Origin of the sequence: Brucella sp. TWI432 (assembly GCF_039674445.1) — a bacterium.
GTDB classification, from domain to species: Bacteria; Pseudomonadota; Alphaproteobacteria; order Rhizobiales; family Rhizobiaceae; genus Brucella; species Brucella chromiisoli.
This window is the reverse complement of record NZ_JBDJNL010000018.1, coordinates 21,293-38,039: the sequence shown is the minus strand read 5'-3', so window position 1 is coordinate 38,039 and position 16,747 is coordinate 21,293. Positions and strand designations below refer to the sequence as shown.

Here is a 16,747-nt window from a genome sequence, read left to right as displayed (position 1 = left end):
TTGACAGTGTCGAAACTTTCAGCAAATTATTCAGTTCTAAAACCTGACTAATGCAAAACTATCTATTTCGTGAACGGGTTGGCGCAACTCTATCAGGTCTGCAACAACACGTGCTATTCCGGGACCAATCCCAAATCCGTGGCCACTCATTCCGGTTGCGATTGTTAAGCCGCTAATTGGCGCGTTATCAACGACCGGTAAGGCATCAGGCATTGTATCGATCATACCAGCCCAGCTTCTTATGATACGCGGCTTGTTTGTTTGAGGGAACGCCTTTGTGAACTGTTTCAGCACACGGTCGAGTTCTCTCTGGTTCGGTTTGGGGTTCAGAATCCGGCACCGTTCGAATGGAGTCTCATCGTTCTTTGACCATCGTCTTGCTGTTCGCCATGCGTCAGGATAATTTTGCGGAGCAGCAAGTTTAAATCGTGTGCTCGTGAAGTCTTCACGCAATTGCGGTATATAAGCGCAAAAGTTTCTGAAGGCGTCTGGTCCTATGAAGAAGTCATGTGTGGACCATGGCGTCAATGTGTATCCACCATCAGCGCGCCGACGAAACGCTATTTGGTCATCCCCCGCAGCGCCATCGTGCAGCGAGTTCATAGGTTCGGTCTGCATCACGGAAGACACGACAGAAAGCTGTGGGATACGTATGTCATGCCGTTTCAGGAACAGTGTGCTCCAGGCGCCAGCCGCGACAAGCACGCGCTCGCATCTTACATAGCCTTTTTCGGTAACGACGCCCTGCACCTGATTATTAGTGATATCCAATGTCCGAACCGCACAGTTCTCGCGAATAAGGACGCCATCTTCTGCTGCAACCTGAGCAATTGTTGGAACAGTCAGAAATGGTTCCGCCATTGCATCTGATGGCGTAGTCATTCCCCCCATCCAAGCCATACTGTCCGGCACCATAGTTCTGACTTCACCCTGAGACAGCATACGCGTGTCGATACCATAGGAGCGTGCGCCTTCAAGCCAGCGAGTGAATTCTTCAAGCTTTGTTTGATTGCGCGCCAGATAGGTGATGCCATTCTGACGAAAGCCGATTTTTTCGCGAATTTTCTCGTTCAGACCTTTCCAGAGATGAATTGCGTCCATCATGATCGGCAGCTCTGCGTAATCACGCCCCTGCTGGCGAATCCAGCCCCAGTTGCGGCTGGATTGTTCGCCGGCGATCCGCCCTTTTTCACAAACAAGGACTTTTAATCCGCGCTTTTGAAGTTCCCAGGCTGTCATGACGCCGATTATGCCGCCACCAATGATAGTGACATCGACGGCCTCGGGGAGAGGACCGTCGAACTGCGCTGGATTGTTCATATTGATTGGGAATTCGGACATTGAAGTATCAAAATCTCTCGGGACTATAAGGAGCCAGATCGATAGCTGGCTTTTGTTCGCTGATGAGCTCATTGACGAGTCTGGCTGTTATTGCAGAAAGGGTGACCCCCAGATGCCCATGGCCAAAAGCGTAGATGACATTCCGGCATTTGCCTGATCTGCCGATGACGGGCAGTGTGTCGGGGGTGGATGGACGATGCCCCATCCATTCAGTGGCGGGTTTCCATGACTTGAGAGCCGGCACGACGTCGATCGCTTCGGGCAGCAAACTGCGAATGCGTTTGTAATTCGGCGGCGCTTTAAGGCCTGCGAGTTCATCGCCGCTCACCAGACGCAAACCGTCATGCATTGGTGACAGAACAAACCCCTTGCCGGGTAAGACAACCGGTCTGCGTAACAATGTCTCCGATCCCGGACCGAAACTGATGTGGTATCCGCGTTCGCTCTCAAGTGAGACACGATCACCGAGCTGTTTGGTCAGTGTCGTGGACCATGCACCCGATGCGATGACGATACGATCAAAGCGCTTGTTCAGGGACACTGATTTCAGCAACACGCCGTGTTCTGACGGCTGAACCGAGGTAATAGTGTCACGAATGAATGTCGCACCAAACTTCTGAGCCGTTTCCAGATAGATTTGAGCGAGTTTCTGCGGAAAGCGGACATTACCAGCATTTGGTTGGTAAAGACCTTTGTAACAGGATGCAGGGTCAAGTGCAGGTTCAAGATCCAGAAGTGCTGAACGATCAAGAACTGTGTATACGACACCATGGCGGCTCATAAGCCGACGCTCAAGAGCCGAACCTTCGAAATCCTTGCTGTCACTATAGACTTTCAGCCAGCCTTCTTGCGTGAGCATGTTGCTTGCTGAGGCAATTGCGGCAAATTCCTGATGCGCTTTCAGTGCTTCTGAAACAAGCGGATGCATTGCTGCTGCAATTCGATCGACAGCTTTCGTTGTACCAGCTGTGATGAAGCGCCTTATCCACGGCAATGCTGCGATTGTATGATGAAGCCGCAAGACTGCTGGTGCATTGCGGTTGAACATATAGCTGGGCAAAGACCTGATAACAGCGGGTGTTGCTGTCGGTGTTATTGACCCTGTGACAATGGCTCCCGCATTACCATAGGATGTTCCGGTGCCCGGCTCTTCATTGCTGAATATGATAACACTATAGCCAGCTTTGCTCAGTGCAAGCGCTGTGCTGCAGCCAACAATTCCAGCGCCAATGATGGCAACAGAAAGCCGCTCACCGCTTTTCTGACGATGCTCCATGATAATCAATCTATCTCAATTGCGTGACGAACCGGATTGCGTCAGTGGTGGAGAACTTTACTCAGGAAGTCGCGTGTGCGCTCATTCTGAGGGTTTCTGAAGAAGTTCTCTGGCTCACCGCTTTCAAGGATTGCCCCACGATCCATGAAGACAACACGATCAGCAACACTTCTGGCGAAGCCCATTTCATGGGTGACGACCATCATCGTCATGCCTTCTTTGGCGAGACTAACCATAACATCGAGCACTTCATTGATCATTTCCGGATCCAGTGCGGAGGTGGGTTCATCAAACAGCATAATTCGTGGCTGCATACAGAGAGAACGTGCAATAGCCACACGCTGTTGCTGGCCACCAGACAACTGGCTTGGGTAATTGTTCATGCGATCAGCGAGGCCGACTTTAGCCAGCAGTTCTTTGCCCCGTTTTTCCGCCTCAGCTTTTGATAATCCCCGCACATGAATAGGTGCAAGTGTTACATTTTCCAGCGCAGTCTTATGGGGGTAGAGATTGAATTGCTGGAAGACAAAGCCGACTTCCATTCGCAATTCACGCAAGGCTGCATTCTTCGCGCTGAGATCAATACCATCGACGATCAGTTTGCCTGACTGGAAGGCTTCCAGTCCATTAACGCATCGGATCAGCGTGCTTTTACCTGAACCGGAAGGACCGCAAACCACGACGACTTCGCCTTTGCTGACTGTCAGATCAATATTGTTAAGCACGTGAAGCGCGCTGCCGAACCATTTGTTCAGACCCTGAAATTCAATCATTAGACCTGTCCAGTTACAAAATAGGAGACTGAGTGCCGCGCTCTATACGGCGCGAGAGATAGATCATCGGATAGCAGACGATGAAGTAGCCGATGCCAACGACGCCAAAGACCAGCAGGCCGTTGGGGATGTTCTGAACGATCATCCATCCTGAGCGTGTAAGATCCATAATCCCGATAGCCGAAACAACGGAGGAATCCTTCACCAGTAGAATGAACTGTCCCACCAGAGATGGCCTTACGATGCGTAATGCCTGTGGCATGACAATTAATCGAAGCTGTTGCGCATAGGTGAAGCCTGATGCAATCGCAGCTTCTGTCTGCCCGCGCGGAACAGCCTTAATGCCGGATGCAATGATTTCGCCGATAAAGCAGGCTGACAGGTTGGAAAGCGCGATCACTCCGGCGTTAAACGCCGACAGCTCGATACCGATTGATGGCAGAATGAAGAAACAGATGAAGACCTGTACCAGAAACGGTGTGCCGCGAAATAGGTCAATATAAAGCCCTGTTATGCCCGACAGCCATCGATTGGGGCTTGCGCGAAACACACCAAATATCAGGCCCACAATGACCCCGATGATCAGAGAGAGCAGGGATAGCGAAACGGTCATGGCGAGGCCCTTCAAAAGAATGGGCCAGAAATTCCACAAGCGTTCGACTTGAAACCAAAACATATGCGTCCCCTGTTATCTTTCCGGCATGCGGTTGAAGCGCGACCATGTTCCGGCGAGTGCTTTGAGGAGATAGTAGATCAGCAGAAATCCAGCGGCAGTTACCGCGAAGCCCTCGACAGGCATGAAGCGATCAAGCGCGATTTGCTGCCCGACACGGGTGAGTTCAACAACGGAAATCAGCGAAAGAAGCGAGGAGTCTTTCACCAGCACGATTGCCTGACCGATCATTGGTGAAATCGTTGGCCTGACCGCCTGAGGAAGGACAACGAGCCTCATCCGTTGCAGATAGGTTAAGCCGGAGCTTAATGCAGCTTCAAACTGTCCACGCGGAATAGAGAGAATGCCTGAGCGAATAATCTCAGCCACATAAGCTCCCGAGTTCAGTGAAAGAGCTATAATGCCAATCACCATCTCCGGAAGGAGTATGCCAAGACGTGGCAGGCCAAAATACAGGAAGTAGAGTTGTGCAAGCAGAGGCGTCGCGCGGATAAGATCGATATAGGCAATGCCGATCCTGCGCAGCCAGCGCACAGGCTGAATGCTTAAAGCACAAGCGACGATGCCGATGATCAACGCGCCGGTAAACCCTGCGGCGGACAACATCAATGTATTCAGAAAACCCTGCCAGAGTTCAGGCAGATATTCCGATATGACTCTTATGTTTAGATTGCCAAACATGGTTCACCGGTAACATTCGGATTTTGATCGAAGGTGCAGGATGAACGGTTCCTGCACCTTCATTGATATTAGTGATCAGCCTGCCACTTGTTTGAATTGACCCAGTAATCGAGGTTTTCTTTCAAGCGACCATCAAGCTTGATGTTGTCGAGGAACAGGTTTGTCCAGATCATCAGATCCTGCGAGTCGTATCTGACGGCATAGGCAAGAGGTTCTGAGCTGAGCATTTCAGAAAATACTTCAAACGTACCTTCTGGGTAGTTCTGAACCTGTGCAGCAACTGCTGTGTTATCATTCACGCCACACTGGGCCTGACCGGATGCGACCGCATCAAGCACCACGGTGCCACCACCCTTGAAAGCCTTGACGGTGGCTTCAGGGAAAAACTTAGGCATGTTTTTTTCGGCAGTTGATCCGAGAATGACAGCAACAGTCGTTCCTGGCTTTTTGCAGTCTTCAACGCTTTTGAAGTCACCACCAGCAGCTGTGAAAGCGACTGATCCGACGTGAATCCATGGCTGGGTAAAAGCTACCTTCGTTGCGCGGCTCATGGTAGCTGTCATATCAGCTGCCAGAATATCAGCTTTTCCTGAAAGCAGTGCCGGAATGAGGCCATCCCAATCGAAATCAAGATATGTGACCTTAACGCCCATTTCCTTGGCCATAAGCTCGGTCAGCTCGATTGCACTGCCAGCACGATTGCCATTCTTGTCCATGAAGGAATAAGGAGGGCCCTGTGTCTGAACAGCCACGCGCAACTCACCACGGGTAATAATATCGTCAAGCGTTCCCGCATAAGCAGGCGTGGTCTGTGCCGCAGTTCCCATCAGCGCAATAAACATAGCGGAAGCCATGAGCGCATTGATTTTTTTCATCATTTCTTGAGTTCTCCCTCATTTGAGCAACAGTAGTCCGTGTCCGCGCAAGGCGGCCAATTCCAATGGTCATTTTGTCTTTGGGTTAAGGAGCGGGTTTGTCGCTCTCTTCATCTTCCCATACGCCGCGTGGCAAACTCAGCCACTTGTTATGGGCTTTCATGACAACAAAAGTTTCGCTGCCCTGAATGACACCGGGTTCAGCCAAACCGGGGAGCAGTTCGCTCGTCACCCGGTATAGTTCTTCCATGTCGCCCTCAAACAGCACCTCGCACAAAAGATCGTATCGGCCAGTTACGATGCTAACCGATGTCACAAATGGCAGTTCGGACATCTTCCGGGCAATTTCATTCAGGCGTCCATGTCCATTGGCATGAATGCCTAAAATAGCAACGATAAGCTCAGGACGCTCCGAGACATTGACAACGCCCGCAATCCTGAAAAGCTTATTTTCGATGAGGTTTTTGAGGCGCGCGCGGATCGTTGGCGGGCTAAGCTCCAGACGTTCAGCAATCTGATTGGCGCCATCGCGTGCATCATCTGACAGAAGCTTAACAAGCTTCCTATCAATTTTATCTAAAAGTGCACGCATTCTGTTGCCCCTTATTATTTTTATGAGCCATTGATATTTCAATTTTGCACATATCGTCAACTTAAATTTCCCATTCGAAAAAAATAATTGGTAATATTTTTCATTTGGAATTTTTCGCTGATGTGCAGTGATAATCACTTATCGAATTTGGCATTGCTATGGAACTGTAGGGTCTGTGCCAAAGGTAGCGCCGGGCCACACATTGCCGTAAGTTTTCGCAAACGGTGGCGACAAGGTGGCGACTTTGAAAAGATCGGACACGATCGCTAAAAGAAGGAAATAGTTAACTGATTGAATTTTCGGTGAAATATGGTGCCGCTTAGCAGACTCGAACTGCTGACCCCATCATTACGAATATTGGTAGGCCTGATCACTGTATTTCCCTTATCATCATTGATGATAATGAAAACAAACAGTTAGCGACAATGATGGTCCCCTTGCATCACTATATATCCTTGCAATTCCCGTTCAATTGATTGCTATTTGATTGCTAGCAATCAGGGGCAGGTAATGAAATTAACAAAGCGCACCGTCGACGGAATCGTACCTACCAGCAAAGATACCCTCTATTGGGACGAAGAAATTAAGGGCTTTGGAGTCAAAGTCACGCCAGCCGGAAAAAAGATATTTGTTCTCCAATCCCGGTTGAATGGCAGCTTAAAGCGATTCACGATCGGAGCGTTTGGAGCGCCCTGGTCAGCGGATGCAGCTCGCGACGAGGCCAAACGATTACTTGGAGAAATCGTTAAAGGCGTGGATCCACATGAAGCTAAACGATCACGCCGAAACGACATTACCATTCAAGAATTGGGTGAACTATACTGGGAACTGGCCTGTGCTCATAAAAAGCCGGTAACCATTGCCAATGAAAAAGGGCTTATGGCTCGGCACATTGTGCCGTTGTTCGGCAGAGTGAAAGTGAGTGACATTCGTCGAACCGACATTCAAAAATTTATCAACGACGTCGCAACTGGAAAAACTGCGGCTAAGGTGAAAACAAAAGCTCGGGGTTTAGCTCGAGTTACGGGTGGCAAAGGATCTGCAAATCGAACGTTAGGTCTTTTGTCTTCAATGTTATCATTTGCTGTCGAGAATGGATATCGTTCTGATAACCCCGCATTGGGTACAAAGCAATTTAAGCTAAAGACCCATGATCGATATCTCACGCCTATAGAGCTTGATCGACTTGGTAAAGCATTGGATTCTGCCGAAAAGAATGGAGTGAGCATATTTGCCGTTGCAGCTATAAGATTTCTCGCGATGACAGGATGTCGAAGGAACGAAGCATTGACATTACAATGGTCGTGGATTGATTTCGAGCATCGCTTGGCAAAACTGCCGGATAGCAAAACGGGTCAAAAAGTTCTTCACCTTGGTGAAAGCGCGTTAGCGTTGATCCAGGCGCTTCCTAAGATAGCCGGTTCACCATTGGTTTTCCCTTCATCCGTGGGCGGTGATCGGCCGCTCAGCATCCAGAAGATTTGGGACGACATTCGCTCTGAAGCGGATTTGCGTGATTTACGCATCCATGACCTGAGACATAATTTTGCAAGTATGGCGGTGTCGTCGGGAAAGAGCCTCTACTTGGTTGGAAAGCTGCTCGGCCACAGCCAGTCTCAGACAACTCAGCGATATGCGCACCTCGCGCCCGACCCAATCCGCGAGGCGGCTAACAGTGTGTCAAATATTATCGGCACTAACCTAATATCAGGAAGTCAAATGAAGAAATTGGACGAAAATAAGTAGCGTTACGAACATGAGAAAGTGACGCATGACAATGTCGGCATTCGCGAATTATGAAGCGCAAGGCAAATGAGCGGCTGCGAAGCTGTTGTCCAGAAGTCATGCAATCAACATATGGACAAAGGTGAATTTTGCCATATGTGGTCGCGTCAAACGCGCGTTCATATTGACCTGCATGGGGTGGGTAGCTGACTAACGGCGTGCAAGAAGTCGAAATAGAGAGCGGCTATTGTGCGGGTGATCCATTGCACTTTCTATCTATAAATAGTCGATTTTCTTAAACCTGTCGTTGTTTCAGTTTTTTGACAACAAACTTATGTGTAGCTTTCCATGCCGGACGAAAAAGTACAGCACGATCATATTTTGCAGTCGCCAGCTGAGTTCTGCTACGGACATTATTGGTCACTGTAATAATGCAAGCGCACGATAAACCGTTGAGCTGTCAGCGACAGGAATGCTTTTTTAGAAAGTGTTCAGTAGGAATCATCCAAAAGACTATTAACCCAGAATTCTGATACACTTGCGCTGTTGGGCAGGGTGACGATATGCAGTATTGAGCTTGCAACATCTTCAGGGCGTGTCAACTCATCGGATGCTGACGCAAGGGGCGTGCCCATATCTGTTGCGACAAAACCAGGGCAGACAGCCGTCGAGCGCACACCTTTGTCAAAGCCAGCATGGCGGATGGCATGCGAAAGCCCCAATGCCGCAAACTTCGACACCGAATAAGCACCGGAAATTGCAGATTTAACGCGCTTTGCTGAAAGAGACGCGACAATCACAACCCGTCCGCTGCCAGTCTTCACCAGTTCATCCCAGCACGCTTTCACCAACAAGCGCGGGCCATTGACGTTGATATCCATCAATGTTGCAAATTCGTCATCCGTTGCATCAATGACTGACTTGCGAACCATAATCCCTGCATTGGCAACAACAGCATCTATGCGACCAAACCGCTTGACGGCGGCATCTACCCAGAGCATTGCTGTCTCAGACTTGCTGGCGTCATAGACATGAACCTGTGTGGTTGCGTCATCCGCCCAATCCGGCATGTGTGGGGTTCTCATGCCGAGAGACACGTTCCAGCCCGCATTCAAAAATGCTTGCGCAGTCGCTGCGCCGATGCCGCGATTAGCACCGGAGATCAGGATCGTCCGTTTCTGTTCCATGGTTTTTCCTTGAATCAAACCAGCCACTTTTCGTAAAAAGCCCGGGACGCTTGAACTCACGGGCCGTCTTGTTTCAGAATTTCAGGCGTTCTCAGCTTTGAATGTAAACCACATGCGTTACGGTAAATTCGTAAAGTCCGTGCTTTCCGTCAGCGCCGCCAATGCCTGACTTGCGTCGACCAGCATGGAAGCCCTGCATAGCCTCAAAATTTTCGCGATTGATATAGGTTTCGCCGAATTTGAGTTCACGCGAAGCCTGCATGGCAGCAGAAAGATCACGCGTGTAGATCGACGACGTCAGACCGTAATCGGAGTCATTCGACAATGCGATTGCCTCATCCAGACTATCGACGATCTGAACCGGCAGCACCGGACCAAAGGTCTCTTTGCGCATGATGTCCATATCTGCTTTAGCACCCGTGATCAGCGTCGGCTCGTAATGGAAACCGGAAGCGCGATCAGCAACCTTGCCACCAAGCACAACCGTTGCGCCCTGCGCACGCGCAGTATCCACAGCCTGAGCGACCTTATCGAGTCCAGCCTGATTAACAAGCGGTCCCATATGCAGATCATCTTCAACCGATGGGTCGCCATAACGGGTATTTTCAAACATGGTCTGGAGCTTCGCAACAAATGCATCGTGAACCGGGCGTTCAACATAAACACGCTCAGCACAGTTACAGACCTGACCCGTATTGATAACGCGCGAGTCATAGATCGCTTTGGCGGCTAGATCGAGATCGGCATCCTTCAGCACGATTGCCGGAGCCTTACCACCCAGTTCAAGATTGACCTTTGTCAGGTTCTTGCCTGCGGTTTGCATAATGTGCGAGCCTGTCGCCACACTGCCCGTAAAGGTGATGAGGTCAACCGCCGGATGGGATGCTAGTGCTTCTCCAGCCACCCGTCCACGACCACCAACCAGATTGAAAACACCCTTTGGCAAATCGGTTTCAGCCAGAAGTTCGGCAAAAACATAGGCGTTCAGTGGCGTTTCTTCACTTGGCTTAATAACAATTGTATTGCCGGTCACAAGCGCTGGCGCCATTTTGCGTGCGATCAGGAAGAACGGGAAGTTCCACGGAAGAATGCCTGCAACCACACCAACCGGCTTGCGCAGCAAAAGCATGGTTTCGTTCGGACGGTCGCTGGTCAGTACTTCGCCTTCGATCCGGCGCGCCCATTCCGCCATATAATCCATGTAGTCGGCAGTAAAGTCGACCTCAACTTGAGCAAGGCCACGGACCTTACCCTGTTCCTTGACGATAATATCAGCCAGCTCAACCCGATGCTCACGCAGCTTGGCAGAAATCTTACGCAAGTAATTCGCACGTTCAATGGCAGGGAGCTTTTCCCAGGCACCTTGCGCAGCACGTGCAGCCTTCACCGCCGCATTAACATCGTCAGCGCTTGTTTCTGGTATCCTGCCCAGCAATGCGCCAGTGGCGGGATTAGTAACATCAATCAATTCACTGCCAGCCGCTACAAATGCACCATCAATATAGTTCTGATAGTCACGCGGCGTATCCGAAAATATCTGCGATTGTTTGCGTATACTCATGCCTATTCCTCCTTGGGCAATAATAATTCAGTTGTTAGGCCTTCAACCTGTCCTCTGGTTATGCGGCATTTTTCTTTGCGTAACGCGGACGCAGCCGACTGATGTCAAACACCTTGCTGTCGACGCTCGTCGGGCTGCCAGTGATCAGATCAGCCATCAGCTGTCCTGCTCCCGGCCCAATACCAAAACCATGCCCCGAAAAGCCCGATGCGATATGGAAGCCTGGAATGTGATGAACGGGGCTGATAACCGGAATTGCATCCGGCGTTGCATCGATTACACCAGACCATTCATTGAGCACCCGCGCTTTCGCAAAGCCCGGAAAACGCAATGTCATGTTACGTAAAGCGTTGCGGGTGAAGCCCAAATTTGCCGGCGGATCCATAACGCGGCATTGCTCGAAGATCGTCTGCTCATCCAGCCGCCATTTGCGCTTTGTCGCAAGTTCCTGAAAGAAGGTGGCATTGAAGCGCAGACTGAGTTCGCGCCATGTCGTCAGATATGTCGGTGCAAATTCAGTAAAAAGCCGCAGATGATCGGGCGTAATGGGAGCAAGGTTTAAATTGCGCACCGCAATGGTGAAGCTGCCATCAAGGCGCTTGCGATAAGCAAAATCCTCTGCTCCCACTGGCATGTCAGAAAGCCCTTCGACACCATCGACGCGCGCAACAGGGCCGATCACTTTAAGCTGCGGGAAATCAATACCCACATTTCCTGCAAACAGGCGTGACCAGATGCCGCCAGCCAGAACGACCGCCTGACAACGGATTTCACCGCGCTCCGTTACAACAGAACTCACACGCCCTGCCGCCGTTTCAACGCCGCGCACCGCACAACGGGTGAAAATATGCGCACCCTTTTCGCGCGCTGATTCCGCCATCGCTGGCACTGCGATCCATGGCTCAGCACGTCCATCTGTACCGGTATGCAAAACACCTAGAAGATTGCCATTATTGCCTGGAATTTTTTCGGCAATTTCGGGGGGAGTAAGCATGCGGGCATCAACGCCATGACGCTTGCCGATCTCGGCCCAATTCAGCCAATCCTTCAGTTCGCGCTGCGTATAGGAGAGATAGCTGATACCAGTGCGCCGCCAGCCCGTTTCACGACCAATGCGCGCATTCATCTGCGACCACAGTTTGACGGAATGCATGCAAAGCGGCAATTCACGCTCATCACGCCCCATCTGGCGTGTCCATCCCCAGTTGCGGGCAGATTGCTCGCCGGCAATCACGCCTTTTTCGCATACTGCAACCGAAATACCGCGCTCTGCCAGTTCGAGCGCTGTGGTAATCCCAACAATACCACCACCGATAATGATAACATCGACAGCTTTCGGCAGCGTTTCATCACCCAAAAACGGTGCGACCGGAATAGAAAGCGGCTTCATTTATAGAACTCACTTAAATGGTAAATATGTGATGTTTCACTGATTGGCTTTACCGACCTGGGCGGTCGATAAAATCACGCAAGCGATACCAGCCTGTGAAGACCGGAAGGAACCAGGGCTTTTCGGAATAAAGCGGAATGGCCATGAATTTCTCGCGGTCAAAGGCAGACGGCATATTCTGCTGACCCAAAATTTTCCGAGCAACCTGATAGCCAAGATAGGTCATCAACGCGACACCATTCCCGTTGCATCCAACCGCAAAATGCGAACCGTCACGCTCACCGATATGCGCAATCTTATCCGCCGTCATGGCAACGCTTCCCACCCATGAATGGGTGATTTTAACGCCAGCAAGTTGCGGCCAGAGTGCCACCATTCGCGCATAAATGCGCTTTGCAGCCTGCTTCTCGGACATTTCAAAAACGCCGGGGCGTGAGCCGAAAAGCATCCTGGTGCCATCAGGCGAAACACGGCTGTAAATAAGGTCACGTCTTGTATCCGAAACCATTCGGCCATTCGGAATAAGCTCAGCCAACAGATCAGCCGGTAGCGGCTCAGTTGCGATCTGGTAGCTTTTCACCGGAACAAGGCGTCGGGCCAGCTCAGGAGATGCATCTTTTCCGGTATAGCCATTGGTTGCCTGAATAACATTGGTGGCCCGGATTGAGCCGCGTGCAGTCGGAACGATCTTTTCACCGTTTGCGACTTCTTCCACGCGTCCGGCGCGCGCATGTGAACGCAACATTACTCCGGCAGCCTTCGCACGCTCCCGCAAGGCTTTGTGAAACATGGCAGGATGCAAACCGCCGTAATCATCCACCACCATGCCGCCATGATAATAGTCTGATCCGATCATCGAACGCTGCTCTTCGCGGGAAATCTGGTGAACTTTAACGCTGGTCTTCTCATTGAGAAGCGTGCCATGCCGTTTCAGTGTTTCGTAATCACGCGCAGTATAGGCACCGAAGAAACGCCCCTTCAATGTCAGCGCAGCATCAAGATTTTCGCTCTCGATCAGAGTCTTGAGATAATCAAAGCTTTCATTGCTTTCGCCGATCAGTCGCGAAACAAGCGCCGGGTCGATGCCGTTAATTGCACCACCGACCACAAGCTTCTGCGCGCTTGAAACCATACCGCCAGAACGCGTGGAACAGCCTGCACCCAGTTGCTCACTATCGAGAACGACGACGGAACGTCCGGAGCGGGCCAGATGTGTTGCCGCATTCAGCCCGGCATACCCGGACCCGACCACGACAACATCAACTCGTGCTGGCAATGGATCAAGGTTGGTTTGCGGCTGCGCAGCCTCCCACCAATAGGGTGCTTCCTTGAAGTTCTCGGCATAAATATGGTCGTAACGGGACATTGAACGTCAAGCCCGAAGGCTCGTCCTTCTGAAATATAGCGATGTCAGATGCGATGCGAGAGTTAGAGAACCTGCCCCAGGAATCCGCGCGTGCGCGCGTCCTGCGGGTTATCGAATATCTGTGCAGGCGGCCCGCTTTCCACGATCATTCCATGATCGGTGAAACAGACGCGGTGCGAAACTTCGCGGGCGAATTTCATTTCATGGGTAACAAGAATACAGGTTAGTCCATCTTCCACCAGTTCGCGAATGGTCAGAAGCACATCTTTCACCGTTTCCGGGTCAAGTGCCGCTGTGACTTCGTCAAACAAAATAACTTCAGGCTGCATGGCAAGCGCGCGCGCAATGGCTACACGTTGCTGCTGACCACCTGAAAGCTGGCCGGGATAACTATCCGCCTTATGGGAAAGGCGCACTTTGTCGAGCAGTTTGCGCGCACGCTTTTCGACCTCGGCACGATCATGCCCCAGCACCTGAATTGGTGCCATCATGATGTTTTCCAACGCTGTCTTATGGGGAAACAGATTATATTGCTGGAAAACCATTGCCACTTCATGACGAAGCGGACGCATGGCCTTTTCGGTTTTCAATTCATGGACCTGATGGGGTCCAACGCGGATGGTTCCACTATCAATCGGGATCAGGCCGTTGATGCAGCGCAGGATCGTTGATTTGCCCGAACCGGAAGGACCGATAATGCAGACGGCCTCGCCTTTTTTAACCGACAGATCGATGCCTTTGAGGACTTCAAAACTACCGAAGGCTTTGCGGATGTTTTTAATTTCGATAAGGGGGGCAGACTGGTTCATAGATTTTCTCCCTTAACTGCGCGTTCCAGACGGCGGGCAAACAGCGCAATCGGATAGCAGTAGGCAAAGAACAGGAAGAGCACGGTAAGGTAGAAGTAGACGAGTGCGAGCTCGCTCTCCATGGCTATAGACGTGTTCAGAATGGTGATGACGTCTTGAATACCTGTCACGGTAGCAAGTGAAGTTGCGATCATCAGCAAGGCATATAGGTTCATCCAGCCCGGGATCATGCGCCGGAACGCCTGCGGAAGAATAACATAGCGGTAGATTTGCATCGGAGTGTATCCAAGCGACCGTGCTGCTTCCCACTGACCAGAATGAATGGACTGCACGGCACCGCGAATAACTTCTGAAAAGTTTGCAGCCGTTGGCAAAGCCAGACCAATTGTAGCCTTAACAAAAGTCGGAAAAGGAATGACAAGCCCGAAAATGCGCACTTCAAACGGAATGACGTAAAGCATCGCAAACAGCAGCACGAGCCACGGCGAATTGCGAAGAAAGTTCATCACAAGCAGGGCTGGAACACGCACCGAGGCATTCTTAACCATCGTTGCTAGACCCATAGCGGTCCCTAGAGCTGTAGCAAGTGCCATAGCCGCAATCGACAGCAGAATATTTAAGGCAAAACCGCCAGTAATCGGCCAGCCTGAACCAGAACCGGTCAGAAGTAGGGGCAAGCGGGCAACAACCCTGCGCCACTGATCAGCGCCGCCTGAGAGCGCATCGACAGCGACCCATGTTGCGACAGCAAGAGCGATGAAAAGAAGAACAGCTCTCTTCTTATTCTCATATGTCATGACACTGTTCATCATCAACCTGCCTTGCCGTAACCGGGGAAAGCCATCCATGCTTCAAGTTTGGCCATAGCGTAGGTAAGAACCGATACGAGGCTTACATAGATCGCCAGTACCAGCACCATAACTTCGAGCGTGCGGAAGTTGTCGTTGTAGATCTGCCCGGCGTAATACATCAGTTCGGGCACAGCAATCACCGAAGCCTGAGAAGTCGTCTTGAAAAGATTGCTCAGAATGTTTGTAAGAGCCGGAAGGCAGATGCGCGTTGCGATCGGCACTTCAATACGCCAGAACCGCGACCACCGGCCATAGCCAAGAGAACGTGATGCTTCGATAATCGAACGAGGCATTGTCTCAATGCCCGAACGGAAAGCTTCAATAGCCAATGCGCCACCAAACAGGCTGAGCGAAATGGCAGCGCAGGAAAAGGCACTGAGTAACGGAACCGAAAGCCCCGTGGCGGGATCGACAACTTTCAAACCCAAAGTCGACAGCGTGAAATACGCAAACAGCATTTGCAGCAAAGGCGGTGTGTTACGAAACACTTCGACAAAAAGCTCGATAAGCGCATCAAGCCAGAAAATACGCAGGGTCAGACCAAGCGCGCCCAACATACCAATCAGGACCGCAACGAATGACGAAATCGCTGCGAGCTGAATGGTATTGAGGACACCAATCACTAACCAATGCTGGTAGGTCGGATCACCGAGCCATGAATAATCAAGACCGAACAAAAGTGCCTCTCCGAGCTGAGCTTAGTTGTTTGCAGCAGCGGCAGCTTTGGCGCGCTCTGCAATATAATCGGAAGCAGGCATGTTAAATTCCTTCTCCCACTCGATGAGCTTTCCTTCAGCTTCCGCTTTGTGAATGGCTTTGTCGACGACTTCCTTGAAAGCCACGTCGCCTTCACGAATGCCGCCACCCATTGGCGCAAACTCATAAGGCTGAACAGCGATTTTGTAGCCGGCCCAGTCTGCTTCACGCAGCTTCATGCGCAGTGTGATGTCATCAAAAACAAAACCGATGCAGCGATTATCCTTGAGTGCGCGATAGGCTTCAGGCGGATTTTTGAAAGCAACCAGCTTCATGCCGAATTCTTCAGTCATCTTCTTATTGAAGTATGAACCCTGAATACCGCAAACGGGCTGGCCTTTGAACTGATCCCAGCTGTCGATCTTAGCTTCATTTGCCATCATGACCGAAGGGCCGCCAGCCGAGACATACTGTGTGGTGAAGTCGATAACGCGGTCACGCTCTGGTGAAATTCCAAGCGTCGCGAACACAAGATCAACACGACCGGCCGACAAAAACTCAATGCGATTTGCAGCTACAACCGGTACAAGTTCAATCTTGTCTTCAGAACCCAAAAGCTCTTTGGCAACATATTTTGCCAACTCGATTTCGAAGCCGACAATCTCACCTTTTTCATTTAGATAACCATAAGGCGCATAATCATTTTTGACGCCGACGACGAGCTTATCCCGCTCTTTAATCGTGGCAAGTGTATCGGCCACAGCATTCTGAGCTGCCAGTACCGCACACATGGCCACCGTCGACAGAACGATTTTTCTGATCATTTGAGTTCCCTTTTTGAATATTCAGAATCCACTCAATAAAAGGCTGCTGTTTTTTTAATCATTTTCCCATACAGCCTTTATTTCATCATTGAACACTGATATTTCTCACTATACAAGTTATGTAGAT

The 16,747-nt window shown here is 50.7% G+C and carries 16 protein-coding genes; 1 reads left to right on the top strand and 15 read right to left on the bottom strand.

The features are described from left to right. Positions 1-36: 36 nt before the first annotated feature. From ABE527_RS17930 to ABE527_RS17900, 7 genes are all read right to left on the bottom strand, one after another. Positions 37-1,341, bottom strand: a complete 1,305-nt coding sequence (locus tag ABE527_RS17930; RefSeq protein WP_499697786.1) for an NAD(P)/FAD-dependent oxidoreductase — start codon at positions 1,339-1,341, stop codon at positions 37-39. Between the two features lie 7 nt (positions 1,342-1,348). Beyond that, a complete protein-coding gene (locus ABE527_RS17925; RefSeq protein WP_499697785.1) occupies positions 1,349-2,617 on the bottom strand; it encodes an NAD(P)/FAD-dependent oxidoreductase in 1,269 nt (422 codons plus the stop codon). 41 nt (positions 2,618-2,658) lie between these two features. Continuing rightward, the gene (locus ABE527_RS17920) at positions 2,659-3,390 is read right to left on the bottom strand and encodes an amino acid ABC transporter ATP-binding protein (RefSeq protein ID WP_339512488.1); all 732 of its coding nucleotides are present in this window, start codon (positions 3,388-3,390) and stop codon (positions 2,659-2,661) included. A gap of 13 nt (positions 3,391-3,403) precedes the next feature. Beyond that, positions 3,404-4,066 carry an amino acid ABC transporter permease gene (locus ABE527_RS17915; RefSeq protein WP_499697784.1) on the bottom strand — a complete coding sequence of 221 codons (663 nt, stop codon included), beginning with the start codon at positions 4,064-4,066 and terminating at the stop codon, positions 3,404-3,406. Between the two features lie 12 nt (positions 4,067-4,078). Beyond that, complete coding sequence (locus tag ABE527_RS17910; RefSeq protein ID WP_499697783.1) at positions 4,079-4,744, bottom strand: amino acid ABC transporter permease; 666 nt, start codon at positions 4,742-4,744, stop codon at positions 4,079-4,081. A gap of 68 nt (positions 4,745-4,812) precedes the next feature. Next, positions 4,813-5,622 carry an ABC transporter substrate-binding protein gene (locus ABE527_RS17905; protein ID WP_499697782.1) on the bottom strand — a complete coding sequence of 270 codons (810 nt, stop codon included), beginning with the start codon at positions 5,620-5,622 and terminating at the stop codon, positions 4,813-4,815. 82 nt (positions 5,623-5,704) lie between these two features. Continuing rightward, positions 5,705-6,211, bottom strand: a complete 507-nt coding sequence (locus tag ABE527_RS17900; RefSeq protein WP_313830578.1) for an Lrp/AsnC family transcriptional regulator — start codon at positions 6,209-6,211, stop codon at positions 5,705-5,707. A 510-nt stretch (positions 6,212-6,721) separates the two neighbouring features. Here ABE527_RS17900 and ABE527_RS17895 point away from each other — a divergent pair. Next, positions 6,722-7,957, top strand: a complete 1,236-nt coding sequence (locus tag ABE527_RS17895; RefSeq protein ID WP_499697781.1) for a tyrosine-type recombinase/integrase — start codon at positions 6,722-6,724, stop codon at positions 7,955-7,957. Between the two features lie 470 nt (positions 7,958-8,427). Here ABE527_RS17895 and ABE527_RS17890 read toward each other — a convergent pair whose 3' ends face one another. The 8 genes from ABE527_RS17890 to ABE527_RS17855 form a co-directional block, all read right to left on the bottom strand. Beyond that, positions 8,428-9,123, bottom strand: coding sequence for an SDR family NAD(P)-dependent oxidoreductase (locus ABE527_RS17890; RefSeq protein WP_499697780.1), 696 nt, complete (start codon positions 9,121-9,123; stop codon positions 8,428-8,430). Between the two features lie 91 nt (positions 9,124-9,214). Then, positions 9,215-10,684 carry an aldehyde dehydrogenase gene (gene aldA / locus ABE527_RS17885; RefSeq protein WP_499697779.1) on the bottom strand — a complete coding sequence of 490 codons (1,470 nt, stop codon included), beginning with the start codon at positions 10,682-10,684 and terminating at the stop codon, positions 9,215-9,217. Positions 10,685-10,742: 58 nt separating this feature from the next. Next, positions 10,743-12,074 (bottom strand): NAD(P)/FAD-dependent oxidoreductase, encoded by a 1,332-nt coding sequence (locus ABE527_RS17880; RefSeq protein ID WP_499697778.1) that lies wholly within the window; start codon positions 12,072-12,074, stop codon positions 10,743-10,745. Between the two features lie 49 nt (positions 12,075-12,123). Beyond that, positions 12,124-13,440: an NAD(P)/FAD-dependent oxidoreductase gene (locus ABE527_RS17875; protein ID WP_499697777.1), complete on the bottom strand. Its 1,317-nt coding sequence runs from the start codon at positions 13,438-13,440 to the stop codon at positions 12,124-12,126. 62 nt (positions 13,441-13,502) lie between these two features. Beyond that, complete coding sequence (locus tag ABE527_RS17870; protein ID WP_499697776.1) at positions 13,503-14,249, bottom strand: amino acid ABC transporter ATP-binding protein; 747 nt, start codon at positions 14,247-14,249, stop codon at positions 13,503-13,505. Continuing rightward, complete coding sequence (locus tag ABE527_RS17865) at positions 14,246-15,046, bottom strand: amino acid ABC transporter permease (protein WP_499697775.1); 801 nt, start codon at positions 15,044-15,046, stop codon at positions 14,246-14,248. Before ABE527_RS17865 ends, ABE527_RS17870 begins: the two co-directional genes overlap by 4 nt. 14 nt (positions 15,047-15,060) lie before the next feature. Further along, positions 15,061-15,777, bottom strand: coding sequence for an amino acid ABC transporter permease (locus ABE527_RS17860; protein ID WP_499697774.1), 717 nt, complete (start codon positions 15,775-15,777; stop codon positions 15,061-15,063). Between the two features lie 21 nt (positions 15,778-15,798). Next, positions 15,799-16,620 carry a transporter substrate-binding domain-containing protein gene (locus ABE527_RS17855; RefSeq protein ID WP_499697773.1) on the bottom strand — a complete coding sequence of 274 codons (822 nt, stop codon included), beginning with the start codon at positions 16,618-16,620 and terminating at the stop codon, positions 15,799-15,801. Positions 16,621-16,747: the final 127 nt, after the last annotated feature.